The sequence below is a fragment of the Variibacter gotjawalensis genome (assembly GCF_002355335.1).
In the GTDB taxonomy this organism is placed as follows: Bacteria; Pseudomonadota; Alphaproteobacteria; order Rhizobiales; family Xanthobacteraceae; genus Variibacter; species Variibacter gotjawalensis.
On the sequence record NZ_AP014946.1, the window covers coordinates 112,206 to 132,038 of the forward strand.

At 53.3% G+C, this 19,833-nt stretch carries 18 protein-coding genes; 7 read left to right on the forward strand and 11 right to left on the reverse strand.

All coding sequences use genetic code 11. The features are described 5' to 3' along the window. Nucleotides 1-19 precede the first annotated feature (19 nt). Together GJW30_RS00500 and GJW30_RS00505 are read right to left on the reverse strand one after the other, a co-directional pair. On the reverse strand, nucleotides 20-1,333 hold the full coding sequence (locus tag GJW30_RS00500; protein WP_096350428.1) for an HlyD family type I secretion periplasmic adaptor subunit: 1,314 nt from the start codon (nucleotides 1,331-1,333) through the stop codon (nucleotides 20-22). After that, complete coding sequence (locus GJW30_RS00505) at nucleotides 1,330-3,084, reverse strand: type I secretion system permease/ATPase (protein WP_096350430.1); 1,755 nt, start codon at nucleotides 3,082-3,084, stop codon at nucleotides 1,330-1,332. Before GJW30_RS00505 ends, GJW30_RS00500 begins: the two co-directional genes overlap by 4 nt. Before the next feature lie 337 nt (nucleotides 3,085-3,421). Between GJW30_RS00505 and GJW30_RS00510 the strand changes: the two genes are divergently transcribed. Then, nucleotides 3,422-4,564 carry a DegT/DnrJ/EryC1/StrS family aminotransferase gene (locus GJW30_RS00510; RefSeq protein ID WP_096350432.1) on the forward strand — a complete coding sequence of 381 codons (1,143 nt, stop codon included), beginning with the start codon at nucleotides 3,422-3,424 and terminating at the stop codon, nucleotides 4,562-4,564. Between the two features lie 10 nt (nucleotides 4,565-4,574). After that, the gene (locus tag GJW30_RS00515) at nucleotides 4,575-5,222 is read left to right on the forward strand and encodes a NeuD/PglB/VioB family sugar acetyltransferase (RefSeq protein WP_157746663.1); all 648 of its coding nucleotides are present in this window, start codon (nucleotides 4,575-4,577) and stop codon (nucleotides 5,220-5,222) included. 130 nt (nucleotides 5,223-5,352) lie between these two features. Here GJW30_RS00515 and GJW30_RS23150 read toward each other — a convergent pair whose 3' ends face one another. The 5 genes from GJW30_RS23150 to GJW30_RS00540 are packed head-to-tail and all read right to left on the reverse strand — an operon-like array spanning nucleotide 5,353 to nucleotide 10,241. After that, complete coding sequence (locus GJW30_RS23150) at nucleotides 5,353-5,697, reverse strand: helix-turn-helix domain-containing protein (protein WP_157746664.1); 345 nt, start codon at nucleotides 5,695-5,697, stop codon at nucleotides 5,353-5,355. Nucleotides 5,698-5,733: 36 nt separating this feature from the next. Continuing rightward, nucleotides 5,734-6,771, reverse strand: a complete 1,038-nt coding sequence (locus GJW30_RS00525; protein WP_096350438.1) for a glycosyltransferase family 4 protein — start codon at nucleotides 6,769-6,771, stop codon at nucleotides 5,734-5,736. A 7-nt stretch (nucleotides 6,772-6,778) separates the two neighbouring features. Then, entirely contained in the window at nucleotides 6,779-7,819 is a 1,041-nt protein-coding gene (locus GJW30_RS00530; RefSeq protein WP_096350440.1) for a glycosyltransferase family 4 protein, read from the reverse strand. Beyond that, complete coding sequence (locus tag GJW30_RS00535; RefSeq protein WP_096350442.1) at nucleotides 7,816-9,042, reverse strand: glycosyltransferase family 4 protein; 1,227 nt, start codon at nucleotides 9,040-9,042, stop codon at nucleotides 7,816-7,818. Before GJW30_RS00535 ends, GJW30_RS00530 begins: the two co-directional genes overlap by 4 nt. Beyond that, the gene (locus GJW30_RS00540) at nucleotides 9,039-10,241 is read right to left on the reverse strand and encodes an FkbM family methyltransferase (protein ID WP_096350444.1); all 1,203 of its coding nucleotides are present in this window, start codon (nucleotides 10,239-10,241) and stop codon (nucleotides 9,039-9,041) included. The genes GJW30_RS00535 and GJW30_RS00540 overlap by 4 nt, the downstream gene beginning before the upstream one ends. Nucleotides 10,242-10,558: 317 nt before the next feature. Between GJW30_RS00540 and GJW30_RS23155 the strand changes: the two genes are divergently transcribed. Beyond that, nucleotides 10,559-10,858, forward strand: coding sequence for an H-NS family nucleoid-associated regulatory protein (locus GJW30_RS23155; RefSeq protein WP_430727109.1), 300 nt, complete (start codon nucleotides 10,559-10,561; stop codon nucleotides 10,856-10,858). On the opposite strand, the gene GJW30_RS00550 is transcribed toward GJW30_RS23155, so the two are convergent. Genes GJW30_RS00550 through gmd form a run of 3 tightly spaced genes read right to left on the reverse strand, consistent with a single transcriptional unit; the run spans nucleotide 10,757 to nucleotide 14,199 of the window. After that, nucleotides 10,757-12,184, reverse strand: a complete 1,428-nt coding sequence (locus GJW30_RS00550) for a glycosyltransferase (protein ID WP_130364683.1) — start codon at nucleotides 12,182-12,184, stop codon at nucleotides 10,757-10,759. The genes GJW30_RS23155 and GJW30_RS00550 overlap by 102 nt on opposite strands. Before the next feature lie 58 nt (nucleotides 12,185-12,242). Beyond that, nucleotides 12,243-13,241, reverse strand: coding sequence for an NAD-dependent epimerase/dehydratase family protein (locus GJW30_RS00555; RefSeq protein ID WP_157746665.1), 999 nt, complete (start codon nucleotides 13,239-13,241; stop codon nucleotides 12,243-12,245). After that, nucleotides 13,219-14,199 (reverse strand): GDP-mannose 4,6-dehydratase, encoded by a 981-nt coding sequence (gene gmd, locus GJW30_RS00560; protein ID WP_096350451.1) that lies wholly within the window; start codon nucleotides 14,197-14,199, stop codon nucleotides 13,219-13,221. The genes GJW30_RS00555 and gmd overlap by 23 nt, the downstream gene beginning before the upstream one ends. Nucleotides 14,200-14,399: 200 nt before the next feature. Here gmd and rfbA point away from each other — a divergent pair, with 200 nt between their 5' ends. Genes rfbA through rfbD form a run of 4 tightly spaced genes read left to right on the forward strand, consistent with a single transcriptional unit; the run spans nucleotide 14,400 to nucleotide 17,772 of the window. Then, nucleotides 14,400-15,281 (forward strand): glucose-1-phosphate thymidylyltransferase RfbA, encoded by an 882-nt coding sequence (rfbA, locus tag GJW30_RS00565; RefSeq protein WP_096350452.1) that lies wholly within the window; start codon nucleotides 14,400-14,402, stop codon nucleotides 15,279-15,281. Beyond that, nucleotides 15,282-15,830: a dTDP-4-dehydrorhamnose 3,5-epimerase gene (gene rfbC / locus GJW30_RS00570; protein WP_096350455.1), complete on the forward strand. Its 549-nt coding sequence runs from the start codon at nucleotides 15,282-15,284 to the stop codon at nucleotides 15,828-15,830. After that, nucleotides 15,830-16,897 (forward strand): dTDP-glucose 4,6-dehydratase, encoded by a 1,068-nt coding sequence (gene rfbB, locus GJW30_RS00575; protein WP_096350457.1) that lies wholly within the window; start codon nucleotides 15,830-15,832, stop codon nucleotides 16,895-16,897. The genes rfbC and rfbB overlap by 1 nt, the downstream gene beginning before the upstream one ends. Next, nucleotides 16,894-17,772, forward strand: a complete 879-nt coding sequence (gene rfbD, locus GJW30_RS00580) for a dTDP-4-dehydrorhamnose reductase (protein ID WP_096350459.1) — start codon at nucleotides 16,894-16,896, stop codon at nucleotides 17,770-17,772. The genes rfbB and rfbD overlap by 4 nt, the downstream gene beginning before the upstream one ends. A 201-nt stretch (nucleotides 17,773-17,973) precedes the next feature. Here rfbD and GJW30_RS00585 read toward each other — a convergent pair whose 3' ends face one another. Next, nucleotides 17,974-19,494 carry a porin gene (locus tag GJW30_RS00585; protein ID WP_096350461.1) on the reverse strand — a complete coding sequence of 507 codons (1,521 nt, stop codon included), beginning with the start codon at nucleotides 19,492-19,494 and terminating at the stop codon, nucleotides 17,974-17,976. Nucleotides 19,495-19,833: the final 339 nt, after the last annotated feature.

Below are 19,833 nucleotides of genomic sequence, written 5' to 3' on the forward strand. Positions count from 1 at the left end.
TGAAACTACAGCCTGGCCTTTATTTCTCGCGGAATGTTCGCTCAAGTCGCCGTACCAGCGGTGCAGTAATGTACTTGAACACGGTGCGCTCGCCAAGCGCCACCATCACTTCCGCCGGCATTCCGGATCGAATACGGGTTCGGTATTCTTCGGGGATTTGAGCCCGATCTATCGACACGATTCCAAGATAGTAAGGCTGTTTTGTAGCCTCGTCGACAAGGCGATCGTGCGAGATCGACTGCAGCGTCCCGATCATCACCGGAATGATGCTCCCGTGAAATGAGGAAAAGCGTATTTCCGCGCTTTGACCTGCAAAAACACCGTCGATATCGGTTGGCGAAAACTGGGCACTGATTACTAGCGGTTCGTCCTGCGGAACAATGTCCAGCAAAGGCTCACCAGAACGTAGCACCTGTCCAAGGGTGAAAACTTTTAAGTTTTGCACTGTGCCCGAACGAGGTGCGCGGATTTCGACTCGCTTTAAGACATCCCGAGCCACAGATAGCTTTTCGCCGAGGTCGGACACTTTTTGCCGGACGTCGACGAGCTGCGCAGCGACGTCCTCTTGAAACTTCTGCCAAAGCTGCTGAATTTGAATCTTGGTTTCGCCAAGCTGTGCTTCGGCCTTGGCGATGTCGGAAATTGCGCGACCGATAATGCCGTCGAGGCGTGCACGCTCGCGTTCTAGCGAGTATAGCCGCGAGATGGGGATCAGATTTTTCGCGGCTAGATCACGTACACCAACCAATTCTTTATTGATGAACTGAACCTGCTCTTCGGCCGACTCTTGCTCTTTTCTTGTGCCCGAAATCTGCGTGTTGAGCTGTTCAATGCGCGAATTCAACACGCTTATCTGGCCGTCGATGGAGGCCCGCCGCTCGACAAACTGCGACTCCTGATCAGCCATGACGTTCTTCAGGTGCTGAAGCGAAGTCTCGGCCTCTTGCTTGAGATCTGCCGGCCATTCGATCTTAGCCGCTCGAGAACGTTCTGCCAGCAATCGAGCCTCAATCGCGCGCGCTGAGAAATATTGAAAAGCGAGTGTGCCGGAATTGGCCTCTGCCTGCGTCTTTTCAAGCCGTAGCAACACTTGTTGCTCACTAACGACATCGCCTTCTTTGACAAAGATCTCTCGTACTATTCCGCCTTCATAATGCTGAACCGTTTTACGATTTGTCTCGATGGAGACGACGCCTTGCGCGATGGAAGCTTGGTCAATGTTGGTGACAGCTGCCCAACCGCCAGCAATCCCGAAGATAGCGAAGATTAGAGAGTAGCCGGCAATGGCAACGCCGCGCCATTCAGAAGAGGCTTTGGGTTTAGTTTCAGTCATTGTGCAGCTCCGGTGGCCGCGGTTGGCTGCGGCGGTGCTTGCGGTGTTTGGCTCACAACCTTTGGTCCGGCGATTTTGCTAAGAACTTGCTCGCGGTCACCGAACATCTGAACAGTGCCGCCGTTCATCAAAAGAATCTTGTCGACGACCGCGAGAATATTGATCTTGTGGGTGATAGTGACGACGGTCATTTTTAGTTGTTTGGCGCGTTGAAGAGCTCGCAAAAGAGCCTCCTCCCCGGCTGCATCAAGATTCGCATTTGGTTCGTCGAGAACCACAAGACTCGGCTTTCCGTAGAATGCTCTCGCCAAACCGATCCGTTGCCGCTGTCCGCCGGACAAGATCGCACCGCCTTCTCCGATCTGCGAATTGTACCCGTTGGGCAACTGCTGGATGAGCTCATGGCAGCCAGCTAGAGTTGCAGCTTCGAAGAGAGCTGCTTCATCGATTTCCTGGAACCGAGCAATATTCTGAGCGACTGTGCCCGAAAAAAGTTCAATGTCTTGCGGCAGATAGCCGATGTGTTTGCCGAGGAGCTGAGGATCCCAATGCGATAGATCAGACCCGTCGAGCCTGACCGCGCCCGAAGCAATCGGCCATACTCCGACCAATACACGAGCAAGACTCGACTTACCTGCAGCACTTGGCCCAATCACAGCAAGAAGTTCACCGGCCTGGATACCGAACGAAACACCCTGCAAAATTGGTTTTGGCTGACCGGGTGCTCCGGCTAGGATACGATCAACGAAAACCGACCCAGCCGGCCGAGGCAGCGCTATTTTGGTCTCCGCATCAGCGCCAAGCGAAAACAGCATAGACAATCGAGCTGCCGCGCTTCTAGCAGCGACAAACCCCTTCCAGCTCGCAACCGCAAGCTCAATCGGGGCAAGAGCGCGACCAATGATGATCGAAGCAGCGATCATGGCGCCAGGCGAAGCTTCTCTTTCGATGACGAGGTATGCACCAGTACCCAAGATCACTATCTGGATGAATGTTCGAAAAAATTTCGTGGACGAGAGAATGACGCTACCGCGATCCGACGCTCTCGCCTGCCAGGCAAGATGAGTCGAATGATGATCGAGCCAGCGCGTCCGAAGCGCCTGCAACATGCCCATCGCCTGCAGAACTTCAGTATTTCTGAATGTCGCGTCGGCGTTATTCGCCGCCGCCATAGAGGCTTGGGCAGCGTTATTCAAAATCTTCTTAGTGATGAATTCGTTTAAGATCGAAAGCCCAAAGATAATTACGCTGGCGCCGAGGCCGATAAAGCCGAAATAAGGGTGAAGAATGAAAGCAGCACCGATAAAGACTGGAAACCACGGAGCATCGCACAACGCGAGCATGCCCTGCCCCGTAACAAACTCGCGAAGGGTATCAATGTCCTTCAAGCACTGTTTGTGTTGGCTCCCTGGCTGACGAAGGTTGCCGCGGTGAACTGCGTCGAATACCGGTTGAGCGATTTTTTCATCGAACAGGATACCTGCGCGGATGAGGACGCGTGATCGCATTCCTTCAAGACCAGCGTATACCGCCAGAAGAAGCCCGGCTAGTATTGTAATACCGATCAGAGTTGTAATGCTGCGACTTGCGAGTACTCTTTCGTACACTTGGAGCATGTACAGTGGACTGACCAACATCAAAATGTTGATGAAAAAGCTGAAAACCAAGACAGTAACAAACGCAGGCGCAGTCGCCTTCACGCTTGTAGCTAGCGCACTTGGCGCCCGCGAACCACGAGGTCTATTTGCCATTTTGATTCCGCATGTCGTTGAGCAGAGGGCCCTCTCTGCACTCAGAAGCAGCTAAGTTACCAGAAACGCTGGCATTCCGCGATCTTTTTGTGATTACATCTTTGTAAGTCGCAGAAAATCGCGCTCATGTAATGCCTAACCAAGCATCATGCGTTTCCCAGGGACGGGCTTCTATCACGTAAATCGCGGCTGTGAAGGTAATGCTGAAAAATTGCGGACGCTGGTCCGACATCACTTGTGGCAGATGATGAGCTCCTCCGATCGGAGGTCGCTTGACCGATCGAGCGAGTACCGCTAGCCGAGGATTAACCGGCGCCACCATCCCTTCGGAGCATCGATGACCAAACTGCCATCTAGAACAAGCGAGACGGCAGAAGCCGTCCGCTCGTTCATTCCGGTCTACGAACCGAGCATCGGCAGCCTCGAGAAGGAGTACGTCAACGATTGCTTAGATACATCGTGGATCTCGTCGATCGGAAAGTACGTCGAACGCTTCGAAAGCGAAATCGCGGCGATCACAAATTCTAAATATGCAGTTGCGGTGACGAACGGGACCGTCGCTTTGCATTTGGCGCACCATTGTCTCGGCCTACAACCGGGCGACGAAATCATCGTGCCTACCTTTACTTATGTAGCCTCCGTGAACACGATTGCGCAAACTGGCGCAAAGCCGGTTTTCGTCGAGTGTCGTAATAGCGATTGGTTGCTCGACCCCGATGACGTGCGAGCAAAAATAACGCCGCGCACTAAAGGGATTGTACCGGTCCATTTATATGGTGCGGTATGCGCTATGTCAGAAATAATGGCGATCGCAAAAGAGCACGAACTCTACGTTGTTGAAGATTGCGCCGAATCTCTTGGTTCTACGATTGACGGCAAACCCGCGGGCTCGTTCGGCCACTGTGCGACGTTTAGTTTCTTCGGTAACAAGACGATCACGACCGGCGAAGGCGGTATGGTGACAACCAACGACGACGAACTGGCTGAGCATCTGCGTCTGAGCAAAGGCCAAGGACAGGATCCAAACCGCCGCTATTGGCACGATCGCGTTGGCTTCAATTATCGGCTCACCAACATCGCGGCAGCCATAGGATGCGCCCAGCTGGTCCGGCTAAGCGATATCTTGGTGAGAAAAGCAGAGATTGCAGCGCTGTATCGAAAGTTATTGTCGAATCAGCCCGTCGAATTTCAAAAAATTGCAGCGAATGTGGTCAGCTCCAATTGGATGTTCAGTCTGCTTTTGCCTGAAGGAGCGGATCGCGAAGTCATCATGGCAACTATGAAAGACCGTGGTGTTGATACGAGACCGGTGTTTCACTGCAGCCATACGATGCCAATGTATTTTGATCGCGACGCCCCGTCTTTCCCAGTTTCGGAAAAGATATCCGCTCGGGGGATTAACCTTCCTTCTTATCCGACAATGACAGACGAAATGGTCGCGCGCGTTTGTGAGACCCTTATCGACGCAATCCACCGGTGAACGAGTGTCGTTGAGCCGGGCACGCGAATTGCGAAGACTGTGCATCGTCGGCGCGGGCGGTCACGCCAAGGTTGTCATCGATGTAGCGAGGAAGGCAGGTTGGACGCCAGTCGCTGCGTTTGATCCTGGCGGTACGCGAGGTGTCGGTGGTGTGCCTGTCGTCGGATCTGATGAAGCGCTTCCCGATTATTGGGCGAGAGGATTGGCTGATGGCGTCATGATTGCGATCGGCAACAACCAGTTGCGAAAAAAGCTCAGCGACCGGGTGCGATCTTTAGGAATGGCAACACCGTCGATTTTTCACCCGACGAGCGTTATCTCGCAAACCGCAAAAATCGGACAAGGCGTTGTCGTAATGGCAAATGCGGTTGTCAATGCCGATGCCTTTATTGGCGATGACTGTATTCTAAATACGGGGTCGATTGTTGAGCACGACTGCGCGATCGGTCATGCTACACACATTGCTCCGCGCTCGGTGCTTGGCGGAAACTGCCGAGTAGGTGCGCTAACATTGTTCGGCATCGGGTCGAGCGCGCGACCTGGCGCAGAAATTGGATGCCATGCGGTAGTGGGTGCGGGATCAGTAGTGATCGGAATTGTTCCGGATGGAGCCGTTTTCGCCGGCAATCCTGCTAAGAACCTCCGCCCGGTCGCTTAAGCTTTCGGTGGCTATTGCCGCACGCTGCGTACCCGATGGATCAAATTTTTTGCTGCTTTCCGTTGCGCGCGACCACCGCCGCAAGATCATCTGTCTGCATCATTCTTTCAGCAACCTCGACGAGCGCAAGTCACGATTCTTGTGATCGAACTCGCGCAAAAGCACGCGTCAATCGCCGGCCTTCTGGTGTTGAAAGGACAGTTAGCAGGTCAGAAGACGATTCTGACGAGGGCACCTCAGCGAAAAAAAAGGCTATCGGGGCGGAAAGAGCTTCAGCTATCGACTCTAAGCGAACTGCGGTAAGTCGATTCTTGCCTTTCTCATACTTCTGTATCTGCTGAAACGATAAGCCTAAGGTCGCAGCAAGTTGAGATTGCGAAATATTCAAAGAGAGCCGTCGCTCCCTTATCCGATGCCCTAAGTGTTCGTCGATCGCTCGAGGTTTTTTACGCTCGTGCTGAACTGTATAGCTCACTTGATCTATCCCAGCGACATCCTCGATCGCGAAAACTCAATCGAGCAAACGTTCAAGCGTTTTGTCCCAACTGATATTTTTTGACCGCCATAGCTCACGGCTACGACCACCCATCAGTCTTGTTCGATTTCGGTCCGTGAAAACTCGATCGAGAGCGTCGGCCAAAGCCTTTGCTGATGCAGCACACACATAACCATTACTCTGATTTTCGACGAGCTCAAGCACTCCACCAGAGTCTGAAGCAGTAATAATAGCGCGTCCAGCCTCCGCAGCCTCCATGGTGACATATCCGAGGCTGTCCTCATCGAACGGAATGTAAGCGCACGCCAAGGCGTTCGCGGCCAAGGTGCCAAGTTCCTGTCGCGTATGAAGTCTCATCTGCAAAGTAACGCGGTCAGTCAGGTGGTTAGCCGTAACGAGCTCTTGGAGTCGGTTCGCATACGACGGATCGCTGACGGGACCTGCAATTACAAGACGGCATTGCGGTGACGCAGCCGCCATTGCTTCGATCAATAGGTGCTGCCTTTTCCCCAAATCCACGCGGCCGCCTGCAAAGACATAGTCGCCCAGTTCACCCGGTTGAAAAAACTCGGGATCGTTCAGCGGCGGATACAAAACTTCGCTTGAACGCTCATTGTAGTGCTTAAGCCGTGCCTGAGTGACAGGCGAATTCGTGAAAATGTGTCTGCAACTTTCGAAACAGTTGTCGTCGGCAGTTTTGATCGCTTGCAAGATCGAATGGTCCTCTGTTCGATCCAAATGCGAAGCGCCTGCGTCTAGGAGATCGTAGGCTTGGCGAAATTGATGTAGCAGCCAAAGCGTCTTGTTTGCGTGAGGCACCAGATAAGCAGGAAATTTGAGCGCGATAACACGATCAGTGTTGTGAATGCGAAAGTTCTGATTCATCAGGATTTCGGCAATGAGCTGTTCTTTCGGAGTCCAGCTGAATGGAATTCTTAGCACCTCAGATTGTACGCCCCGAACAGCATTCAACCGTCTCGAAACATTCGACGCTAGCTCTTCCGCTCCACCCCAAACGAACGGCACTGCATTGTTGACGATCAATACTTTCATAACGAGATCACGCCGCCGTCAATTGTTTGATGACGTGGTCCCACCGAATGCCGAGATCTTGTATGGTAGCGTTTGCTGATTGCCCCATGCGAACAGTATGCAGCTTGTCTAGATAAAATCGGTCGAAGCCCTCTGCGATAGCCAATGGAGTTGGCTCGACGATCAGTCCATTTTCGCCATCGCGTATAAACTCCAACGTTCCGCCACTATCTAAGCACGTTAAGGTTGGCCGATATGCTGCAGCCGCCTCTAAAGTTGGATAACCATACGAGTCCTCATCCTGAGGAGCATATACGCTCGCCAATGAACGGCTCACACAGTGAACTTTCTCGTTTTCAGCGAGCCAGCCGATATCTAGTTTTACTTTATCTTGTAGACCAAAGTCCTTCACAAGATTTCTGAGTCTTCGTTCGTAAGACTCATTAGAGCTTGATCCTGCAATTCGTAGCTTCACCGGCGATTTGACGTGCGCCATCGCTCGCACCAGCAGGTCTTGTCGCTTATGAGCCTCGAGACGACAGACGGAGACGATCTCATCGTTAGCCGCTCCATTATAGTACTTTGAAATATCTAAGAGCGGCGGATAAAGCACCCGCGATTGCAGTCCGTTAAACTTCAACAGCCGGTCGCCTACAATTTTCGAATTAGTGAAGATCGCTTTAGCTTCGGCCAAAGCTAGCGTGTCATGCGTTCTGATTGCGTCACGCAATGCGTGACCATCGCCATTGTTCAAGACGGACCCGTAGGGCGTATCAGCAAGGTCGTAATATGAACGCATGTGATGAATGAACCACACGACTTTGTTGGGATGGCGGATCGTATGCGCGGGTGGCCTAATGGCGATCATGCGATCCGTGCTATCAGCGACATTCAGCAAACGATAGGAAAGAAGGGTTTGAAGAACAGATTCGTTGGACTCGTCAGACGGCAGATAGATTTTTTCAACTTGATGCCCGTGTTCGAGAAGCTTCTGGACCAGCCACTCGACGATGAACCGTCCGCCACCGTCGATGAACGGAACGAATGAGGAAACAACTGCTATCTTCATGACAAATTCCGACGACGCCGAATTCCAGGGAGCGATTCGACAGCGCTCAGAACGAGATCGACAGCCGGATGATCCGATTGCAGACCAAGTCGAGCGAGCTGAAGTCCTGTTTTCGCGATAAGCGGATTATACGCGCTTAGCTGGCTCACATTTTTTGCGAGTTCGATCATGGATGCAGCATACGTATCAGGAGAAAAAGCTCTTGAAGCGTAAGCGGAGGCGCGCTTCCCCATCTCTACGCACCCTTCAACATCGCTGACCAATGATTCCAATGTGGTTCGCAGCGCTGAAACTGACGTCTCTGCCGGAACTTTTGCGACACAGTCGTCTGGTAAGTCTCGATAAAAGCCCGCATTGCTCACGAGTACTGCGCAGCCATGCAACATAGCTTCGATCGCACTCGCAGACGCGCCTTCAAGGACAGGATGTCGGAGACACGATACCGCACTCGCGCCCTGCAAAGCACGAACGAGCTCTTCGTCCGACACCTCACCCATTATACTCAAACGCACATTGGCATCAGTAGCCAAAGCCTCAAGCCTGGCTTTCTCGTCGGCGGCAATCGCTCCAAGTAATAAGTAGTCGACAGCATCAGATAGGCTTCGACTACCGCCGATCGCAGCTATGATCCTGTCAGCACACTTGTTGCGATTGATGTTACCAAAAGTAACGAGCCGGAACCGTTCTCCCGTTAATGCCGATCGCGCGCGAACATTCTTCAATGCCCAGGCTAATGGTACGACAGCAATTGGTCCATCGCATGCATCTAAATCAGCTTTGTAAAAATTCGAATGAGCCACTGCGCCAGCGCACTTTTGAGCTATCGCAGAAATAATGCTTGGGGCGGAAAACTGAAAGTCAATGCCATCGGTTTTACCGAGAGCACGATAACCGTTTTCGAAATTCGTCATATCAGCGTCGTGAAAGATCCCGATGACCCTCTTCGACTTTAACGACAGTAACGACAGCGCATGATTGGGATAATGGTCACCAAAATTCGCAAAGATAACGTCGTTATGCTGATCGAAATCCTGCGGAGACCACTCTCGTACCGATCGAATCTTAAGATCCAGAAATGCTCGCCTTTCTCGCGAGTCGAACTCCGTTTCACTTGCCGCAACAGCAACCTCAAAACCGCGGGCAATAAGTCGTTCGACTACCAGTTCACTAAAATTGGCGATCGCAGAACGACGGTGAACTGGCGTAAGCCAAAGAATCCTCATATCGCTTCGCTCGCACCGTAAAGTTGTGCTCGCTGCAGTCTCTGCTCTGGACGGCTTCCAGGTCTAAAAAACACCAAGTTCACCGAATGCTGTTCAGCAAGCCAGTCGTGATCGAACTCGCGAAGCTTGCCCGACGGCTCTTCAATTGCGAATCCGACGAGACCGAGAGATGTGAACGTTTGCAGCCAGTGTTCTATTTTCAGGCCCGATCGGGTGAGGTGTGATAAACCGAATTCCGCAACGATCGCGCAGTTTGGCGATCGCTCTATCAATTTCCGTCCGCCAAGTATTACGTCAAGCTCAGCGCCTTCGACATCGATCTTGATCACGTCAGCTTCCGCGTCGTGAAAAACGTCGTCGAGTCGCTTCACTTCGACCTCGATCGTCTCCGTCACGGCCTCTCGCGCACTCAAATTGATGAGTGAGCTATGGCCAATCGTCTTGGCAACATCGAACTTTGCGATACAGTTCGCAGCCCCTAGCGCGCTTGATACGATTTCGACGCGGAATGCCAGACCATTGACAGCGAGTGTGCGCGTCAGAAATGGTATCAATCGTGGTTCCGGCTCAAAGGCATGCACCTTGCCCGCAGCGCCCACTGATGTCGCTAACGCAAGAGTATGCAAGCCGACGTTGGCTCCGACATCGATAGCACGTCCGCCAATTGGCGCCACAGCTTGCAAAACAGCTCTAGTGCCGGGTTCGAGCCCTGCCGCTGTTGCGCCGGTGTACATGAGCAGCAGCGCCTCTTCTTGCTCGGGGATGAAGATGTAGCCGTCGGCGAGCGGAACGGCGAAAGCATCCCCGAGTTTGATAACAGGGCGGGTCTTTCGGGAAAACTCATCGCTTTTCAGGTGTAGATACCCAACGTCTCGCAATGTGTGTTGCTGAAGTTCCAACGCACGAGATTGCGTGTTGGCGACCTCCACAAAAAGATGATGAAGTTGTTGAAGTGCTTGGTTTGCTTGAGCTTGGGCAACGCGCGCTGCGTCTTGAGTGGCTTCAAGCCGTTGCTGAAGTACGGAGAGGCGAAGGTTTGTTTCAACTGTCATATACGCGCGCAAGCGCGTCATAAAAGGCCGCGACAAGCGCCCTAGAATCAGACGAGCAAAACGTCGGAGCCGCCGCGGGCCGGCCATCGCAGATGGTGCCATCGAGATCGCGTTATCGGTTCCCTCGGCCCCAGCTTTAGTTTCCATGGCGGAACGAAACTTCCGATCCCATCGACCTGCGGAAATCTGCGTTTCAGGCTCTATCACAACTGACCTCTTCCAGCGCAATTAACGTAACAGACTGATATCGCATGGTGAACCCTGCCTCGTTTGTTCATTCTGTGGAACGCAGCAAAAGCGAGGAGACGGCTCAATGCACTGTTAAACGGTTCCCGGTAGTACTGATCCAACGGCTATCGGAAACTCACATGACTACCGCAACAGCTATCTCGTCTCTGTCTATCGAAGAACTGCTCGATTTGCACAGTCAGGTTGAAGCTCGACTGCGCCACGAGCGATCTTTGATGAAGGAGCGTTTGGAAACCGTAGAAGCGCTTTTTGTTGAAAGAGATGGGTCTGTTGCGGTTCGTCGAGGCATCAAACCAGGAACACGATTCGCTCCAAAATTCCGCGGTCCAGGCGGAGAGCTGTGGGCCGGGCGCGGAAAAAAGCCTAGATGGCTGGCTGCTGAGTTAAAGAATGGACGAAGCGAAAGCGATTTCCTAATCGACGTTAGCTTGGCGAGCGCTGATGATTCGTTCAAGCTGCATCGAGACAACGGCGCCAACCGCCGAATAACTATGATGGGTTCTGATAAAAGCTGACCCGGCTGCGGCTACGCGCTTGGCGTTATCCGGATCGCTGAAGACTGCTTGAAGCATCGCAACCGCAGAGTTCAAGTTTGGTTCAGCCCAAGTTTGGCCGGTTGACCAGACATATTCGTCAGGATTGACCGCGCGCAGCGCGTAAGCGACGGGGAAACCTGTTTCATCGTTCAAGAATTCCGTATTGCCCGAGTAAGCGGTCCCAATCACTGGTTTTTCGAAAAACATGGCCTCGGCCATACCGAAGCCGAAGCCTTCTGCACGATGCAATGAAACGTAAGCATCGCATCCTGCGATCAGACCGTGGATGTCCTTCCTGCTCATATCGCCGTCGATGACTGCGATACGCTTGTCTCTGCGGATAGCGGTCCGGAAAGCACGGGCGACTTCTGGGTAACGAGCTGGATTCCCTGTCGATTTTATAACCAACCCCACGTTTTCTGAACCGATCGGAAAAGCTCGTCTAAAGGCTTCAATCACGCCCAGTGGATTTTTCCGAGCTGGAAACGAGAAAAAGTCGAAGGTAAAAAGAAAATTGAAACGGCCTTTATCAAAGCCAAAACGTTCGAGCGAAGGCAAATTGATCGTTTCAGGCTCGACGCAAGGGGGCACAACGACGATGCGGCCTTCGAAGATATCTCGAAATGCATTAGCTACGAACGCGTTCGGAGCCCAAATTTCATCGGCCTTAGCAAGGATTGATGCCCATTCCTTCGGTGCTTGGGGCAGCTCCCAATAGGTTCTCAACGCGATTCGCGCTCCTGCGAAAAGCCGCGGATCGATCGTCTCAAAGACGATAGGAAGCTGATCAACGGCCACCTCGATAACGACGAGGTCGTACCGGTTAGAAAAATCGTAAGCCTCAGGCATGAATTGCCCCAAATGGCGGGTCTCCACTCCGCGATTAAAAGGCAAGATTGCGAATGGCTCGCCTGTTGTTGCGTAAGCGGCAATCAATCCTCTTAGTGACTCCCCTAGACCAAGTGCCGCTTCTACATAACCGACGAACAGGATTCCGCGCTTTAAACCAGGAGAAGCGATGCTGCTGGGCGAATTCACCGTTTGGCGCATTACCCGACGACGAATTCCATGCCGGGCTGTCGACCATCGTGCGACAAAACGGTCACTTGCTGCCCGCACCGCATAACGCAACCCAAGCGCAGACCAGTCGTCACAGAATGTCCTGACCGCGCCCGTTACGCTATGAACAGTCTTCGAAAAAAAGGCGGCGATCATGATCAGACGCTTCGCGCCAAAGACTGCGATGCTTGCGTGAAACGCATCAATCTGTTGTCCGCTTGCAGCGACGATATTTGGCTGCGCCAAACTTTAATGGGTCGAGCTTCCCGCGCTCTTTGATCGGCGACATCTGTAGTGGCTGCACTCAATGCGCAAGCCGCGACGTCGAATTTCGTGCGCGCCAGAATTCAATGGTTTTCGCGAGTGTCGTTTCGAAAGGCGTGGAAGCACTCCACCCAAGCTCGGATTCCGCTCTAGCAGGATTTCCAACAACCCGCGCGATATCCGATCGCCGTATGCGCGCGCTGTCGGTCCGGACCTCAATATGCCGGCGCGAAAGAGCAAGGAGATGCTTCAAGACCTCATGGCCACTCACTCCACGACCTGAGCAAATGTTGTATGCGCGCCCGAACGGCACAGCACCATTGCTTGCAGCAAAGGCAGCCCTGACGTATGCGTCGGCCACATCCTCGACATCGCAAAAGTCGCGGATCGCATCCAGGTTTCCCACTTTAAGCACCGGTTCGCGTAGGCCTGTTTCGATCTCCGCAATCTGCGCTGCGAACGCCGGAACCATGAATTGCGGTGTCTGACCAGCCCCTGTGTGATTGAACGGGCGTAGACGGATAACTTTCAAGCCTTGTCGCGTTAGAGCGCCGAGAGCGAGATCCGAGGCTGCTTTGCTTGCTCCGTATTCGTCGATGGGTGCAAATGCCGAGTCCTCGACTAGCGCATCAACTTCATTCGCATGATTGCCATATGCCGCAGCTGAGCCGGCGTGGACCAAAACTGAACTTGAAGATACAGCAAGCAACGCTCGGGCAAGTGCAAGCGGCCCCATCGCATTTATCGTCCAAGCTTCTTCGGGATTGTTATTGGCCGTCTGCGGAGCAGCTACTCCGGCGAGATTGATGACGTGGGAGAAATATTTCGCACTCAAGACACTTTTTGCGCGCTCGTGATCTCGAATATCCAGCGCGATACTTTCATCACAGCTCGGACAGTCGCTCCCCTCACGCGTAGCACCGACGACCTCGACGTTTCCTAGCCGTTCTCTAAGTTTCCGAATAACGTATGAGGCGACGAAACCTGAGGCCCCCGTAATTAGGAAGCGAGGCGACTCACTTTTTTTTATGCCGCTCAAGATCCGCCTCGACCATCTCTGCGATCATTTCTTCCAGCTTCGTTACTGGCTCCCAGCCGAGGATTTTTCGTGCCTTGCTTGCGTCGCCTAGCAGAACGTCAACCTCAGCCGGTCTCATATTTTTTGAATCAACGGTGACAAAGTCCTCATAGTTCAAATCGACACACGCAAACGCTAGCCGACAAAATTCGCGGACACTTTCGGTCCTACCGGTCGCCACAACGTAATCGTCCGGATTGTCTTGCTGGAGCATAAGCCACATTGCCTGGATGTAATCCCGCGCATGTCCCCAGTCCCGTTTTGCGTCGAGATTCCCTAACGCTAACATCTTGGCTTTACCGAGCTTGATCCGTGCGACGCCGTCGGTGATTTTCCGGGTCACAAACTCAATGCCGCGCAGAGGACTTTCATGATTGAAAAGAATACCAGACGAGGCATGCAATCCAAAGCTCTCGCGGTAATTTACGGTGATCCAGTGACCGTAGAGTTTTGCGACCGCGTACGGCGATCGGGGATAAAATGGCGTGGTCTCGGACTGCTGAGGCTCCTGAATGCGGCCATACATTTCCGACGATGAAGCCTGATAAAACCTCGCTTCCGGACACGCCAATCTAACGGTTTCCAGCATGTTGGAAACGCTCATTGCTGTCGCCTGCCCCGTAAGGAGCGGTTGCTGCCAGGACGATTTTACAAATGATTGCGCGCCGAGATTATAGACTTCGTCGGGGCGTAGGTCCTGGAAGATGCGCAGCAAGCTTGTGATATCGGTTAGGTTGCCGTCGTGCATTTCTACCTGACCCGCAACACCGAGCCATTTCAAGCGCTCGTCTATGACGGAAGCAGACGCTGACCTTCGGAGCACGCCGTGGACTTCGTAGCCTTTGCTAAGCAAAAATTGCGACAGATATGCGCCGTCCTGTCCCGTGATCCCCGTAATCAGCGCTTTTTTTGCTGTCATCCTTGATCGAGCCTTTCGTCGAAACGTAGAGAGACCATTCTTTTACGCGCTGGGCGCCCAGCTCGCGTTATGATCTATGACTGCGAGAGAAGCAAACCATGCTGGCAGCCGTCTATGGCCGTTGGCTTATCAGGTTGCTAAAGCTCATTTTGCATGAAAAGACACGTCTCTACAGCCGTGATTAGGACGAGCGCGCTCGCATGAAGGGGATCATTCTCGCCGGGGGTACTGGGAGCCGACTGTATCCGTTGACGTTGGCCGTCTCAAAACAGGTGCTTCCGGTTTACGATAAACCAATGATCTACTACCCGCTCAGTGTTTTGATGCTAGCGGGTATACGCGAGATTTTGGTCATCTCGACGCCACGCGATCTGCCGATATTTCAATCGCTGCTCGGAGACGGGACGGATTTCGGAGTGAGTTTCGAGTACGCCACTCAAGTGGCGCCTAACGGATTGGCCGAAGCATTCATTATCGGTCGTTCATTTGTAGGCAGCGATAACGTAGCGATGATTCTCGGCGACAACATTTTCCACGGCGCTGGTCTGTCGGACCTTTGCAAAGCCGCCTTCAACCGCCAACAAGGTGCCACCGTTTTCGCGTACCAAGTAGAAGATCCACAACGGTATGGCGTTGTAGTTTTCGACAAAAAAACCGGACGCGCGCTCGATATCGAAGAAAAGCCCGATCGGCCGCGATCAAACTGGGCAGTTACGGGATTGTATTTCTACGACGCAAAGGTCGTCGATATAGCCGCGCAGATTAGTCCATCAACGCGGGGCGAATTAGAGATCACATCGATCAACAAGGCATATCTCGAAGATGGCCGCTTGCATGTCGAACAGCTTGGACGCGGTTACGCATGGCTCGATACTGGCACGATTGATAGCCTTCATGAGGCGTCTTCGTTCGTACAAACCATAGAACGTCGGCAGGGCATAAAGATCGCGTGTCCAGAAGAGATTGCTATGGAGTCTAATTGGATCACACCTGATGCGGTTCAAAATCGTGCCGGAAAGCTCGGCAGTAATGAATACGCTTCCTACCTCCGCCGACGCGCGTATGAGATGGCTGATCGCTAGATGCATATTCGTCCTCTAGCGATTGAAGGCGTCTTTGAAATCTTACCTGAACGCATTGTCGACGCGCGAGGATTCTTCATGGAAAGCTATAGCGCTGCGCGCTTCGCGTCACTCGGACTCGATCTAGCATTTGTTCAAGATAATCAGTCTTTTTCAGTGGCCAAAGGCGTTCTGCGTGGCCTTCATTATCAGCTGCCGCCTCACGCTCAAGACAAGCTGGTTCGCGTGTTACGCGGCGCGATTTTCGATGTGGCCGTCGATATTCGCAAAAGCTCGGCGACACTCGGTAAATGGGTCGGCCTCGAACTTTCCGCAAAATCCGCGAACCAAATGCTGATTCCAAAAGGGTTCGCGCATGGATTTCTCACGTTAGAACCTGAAACAGAGGTCTTGTATAAAGTTACGGATGTCTACGCGCCGACTGCCGATCGTTCGATCCGGTTTGACGATCCAACGGTCGCCATCCAATGGCCACACATCGAAGCAATTCAGCTTTCCGAAAAAGACCAAGCCGCGCCCTACCTCGCCGCCGCTGAAATATTCGCCTGATGAGCACGAACTTTCTCGTTACCGGGGGAGCTGGGTTCATTGGTTCAGCGCTTTGCCGTCATCTCTGCACGAATGTCAAATATCAAGTAACCAACTTGGATAAGCTGACATACGCGGGAAATTTGCAGTCACTGCGCGGCGTCGAAAAACTGTCCAACTATCGGTTTGTGCAAGCTGACATTTGCGATGGCATCGCAGTTTCGAACGTTCTATTCGAAAACAACATTGATATCGTGATCCATCTCGCTGCTGAGAGTCATGTCGACCGCTCGATTGATGGCCCTCAAAATTTTATTGAGACAAACGTCGTCGGAACATTTCGTTTGCTCAACGCATCACTCAATTATTGGCGTCAGCTCGGGGCTGAACAGCAAAAAACTTTCCGATTTCATCACGTATCGACTGACGAAGTTTTTGGCGACCTGCCCTTCGACAAAGGGATCTTCACCGAAGCGACAGCTTACGCCCCATCGTCGCCGTACTCAGCTTCTAAGGCCGCTTCAGATCACCTCGTAAGAGCCTGGTTCCACACCTATGGTTTGCCCGTGGTAATTTCAAATTCCTCAAATAATTTCGGTCCTTTTCACTTTCCCGAAAAGCTCATTCCTCTAACAATTTTGAACGCGCTCGAGGAAAAATTGCTGCCGGTGTACGGCACCGGCGCTAACGTTCGCGATTGGCTTTTTGTTGAAGATCATGCTCGGGCGCTTGAAGTCATCGCCACCAAAGGAAATGTCGGAGAGAGTTTCAACGTTGGTGGCAGTTCAGAACGAACCAACCTCGATGTTGTAAAATCGATCTGCGATACACTTGATCGATATCGGCCGCGAATGAACGGCGAAAGCTATCGTGACCTGATTTCATTTGTCGCCGATAGACCGGGACACGATCGTCGGTACGCAATTGACACGACGAAGATACATCGCGAACTTGGATGGGCACCGCGAGAAACGTTTGAAAGCGGTCTCGATCGAACAGTCGTTTGGTATCTTCAGAACGAACAGTGGTGGCGACCGATCCGACGTCATCTTTACGCCGGCCAGCGTTTAGGCGAGGCGACCCCGTGAGGATCGTAGTCACAGGCCGCGAAGGACAGATCGTTCGCAGCTTATTGGAGTCCGCCGCCGGCTGGCCCGCAGTCACGATTGTTCCGATAGGTCGCCCGGACTTTGACCTGTCGCGCCCGGCTACGATCCGACGAAATATCTTCAAAGCAAAGCCTGACCTTGTCGTGTCCGCTGCAGCATACACCGGCGTCGATCGAGCTGAAAGTGAACGAGATTTGGCATTCGCCATCAACGCTACGGGCGCCGGAAAGATTGCTGCAGCAACGGCAGAAATTGGCATTCCCCTCATTCACATTTCTACCGACTATGTTTTCGACGGTAGCTCGAGTTTGCCGTACAGCGAGGAGGCTACTCGCCTGCCACAGAATGTCTATGGCGCGTCAAAACTAGCTGGCGAGCTAGCCGTCACTGCAGCAAATCCATTGACGATCATTTTACGAACGGCCTGGGTGTACAGTCCGTTCGGCGCTAACTTTGTAAAAACGATGTTACGGCTTGCAAAGGACCATGTCGAAGTTGATGTGGTCGCCGATCAATGGGGTAATCCTACCTCCGCCTTCGATATTGCAGAAGGTGTGCTGCGGATTTCAGATTTGATCGCATCCCGCCAATTTGCGGCCTATGGCGCTTATCATCTCGCCGGCGCCGCGGAAACAAATTGGGCTGACTTTGCCAGAAGTGTATACGCGATAAGCAAAAGTCGCGGCGGCCCTTACGCGACTGTCAAGAACATCACAACCGGGCAATACAAAACTGTTGCCGCGCGTCCGTTGAATTCAAGATTGTCGACCGAAAAGTTTGCGCGAACGTTCGGTTGGTGCCCACCGGGCTTTCAGCAATCGATGCATCGAGTGATCGACCGCCTTGTCGGCTGACATCAGACTCCTCGAGTGCAGAACAGTACTGCACCATGAGGTTGATTGCATACGTTGCGCGAACAGAACCAGGCGCGCGTTCTGGTTTGGGGTGACGAAGTGACTTTCGTTTATGAGTGACGAAAAAACCCCCGACTTTCGCCGGGGGTTTTGTTTTGTCGCATCCCTGCGACCGCAACACTGCTCGAGGCAGCGGCCTTATCAGGGCCAGAAGTTGCGGGTAGCGCGGAACGAACCCTGGAAGATGCCACGGTCCGAGGCAGCGAACGTTCCCGTCCCGTTGCCGCCTGCACCGATGGCGGTCCAGACGCCCGTGTGGTTCTGGTCAACCTTGGTGTAGAGAACTTCGACACCGAGATCGAGGTTGGCAACCGGCGACCAAACGGTGCGGGTACCGACCTGCCAGATGGCCACGTCAGGATTGCAGGCGCCGTTACCTGGCAGCTTGTTTCCAGCCAGCGCATACGAGTTGCAAACCGCAGCCGTAGCAGCACCATCATAGTTCAGCTTCAAGTAACCGCCGAACACCGAGGTACGGAGACCCGGGGTCCAGAAGTGCTGAGCAGCAACCGTGAACTGGTAGCCTTGGACCTTGTTGACGCGACCATCGAGACCGATAGCGCCGTCAGCCAGGAGAGCGGTGGTGTAGCGGCCACCTGCCGTGTTGGCATTGCCGCGAACCATCGAGACTGCATCGGTCGAGTACGACTTATACGGACCAAGGTAAGACGTAGCGCCATCGGCGTACGTACCTTGGACCCACAACTCGTCGCCCGGAGCGAACGGCAAGTTGAACTTCACGCCAGCGCCGATGGCATAGCCAGTGGCCGAACCGAAGTTGTTTGCCGGAACGTTGCAAGCGCCGTTACAGCCACCCGAAGCGTCGTGGATCGCGCCCATGATCTGGGCCGAACCCCACGGCTGATCGAGGCGAAGGTTTGCCACGATATCCGGATAGTTGATGTTGCGGTAGAAGCCGAAGTTCGGAGCACCAGCTGTTTCGATACCAGCTGTTGCCGAGCCGTTCTGGCCGAGCGTAGCGCCAGCCGTCGGGTTACCGGCAACGCCAGCAAAGACGAGACCCGTGCGGCGAAGCTGATTGTCTTCACCCGAGATCGTTGCCGAGAAGCCGCCACCGAACTGTGCGGTGTAGGCGACGAGCAAGTGGCCCGAACCCGTGACCGAACCAGCGTACATCGGCGTCGTATACGACAGAGCGCCGGCATAGAAGTCGAAGAACGATTGCGTCTTACCGACCGTGAACCCAGCGAACTGGATGAAGGCGCGGGAGAACTGAATCGTGCCACGGTATGCCGTGAACTGGCCCGTGTAACCGGTCAGGTCGGAGTTGATTTCCGGCCCGAAGCGGATGAACGAACGCAGTGTGCCGTATTCGGTCTGCGTGCGGGTGTCGAACGACAATTCCGAACGGACGCGGTTGTTGTAGTTGGCAACGTCAGCCTTGTTGTCACGAGCGTTTGCGCCCGTCCAATACACGCCGTGCGAACCAGCCGAGTTGATGTTGTATTCCGCCCAGATGTAGCCACCAATCTTAATGCAGGTGTCCGTGCCCGGGATGTAGAAGAAGCCTGCGCCATAGGCCGAGCAAACCTTCACGTACTCAGCCGCACGGGCCTTTACGGGAAGATCGGCTGCCTGTGCTCCCGAAACCGCAGCAATGCCCGCTGCGCCTGCGAGAAGAAGGCCTTTCACCATCTTCATTAGAACCTCCAGAGTTCGTACTTTTTTCCGAAAAAGGACCCGTCGCGACTGTTTTGCCCCCGACCCTTCCTCACGAAAAAAAACTACATCACGAAACCGTTTTCTCCCAGTCCGTAAAACGTCTGCGGGATCGATTGAGGAGTCGTGTGACTGAGTCGCAACACAAACAATTCATTCAGTGAAATCAGTTAGTTAACGCGCCTTTGGGTAAGTATCGCGCAGATTACTGGTGTGACATTCTCGCACCACCAAGTTACCGCGGCCAACGCTCGTCTACAAGGCGTGTTAGTTTGTAACAACGAGCCGAGTTAAAGACAGCGTGATTCCAGCCGAAGGTCG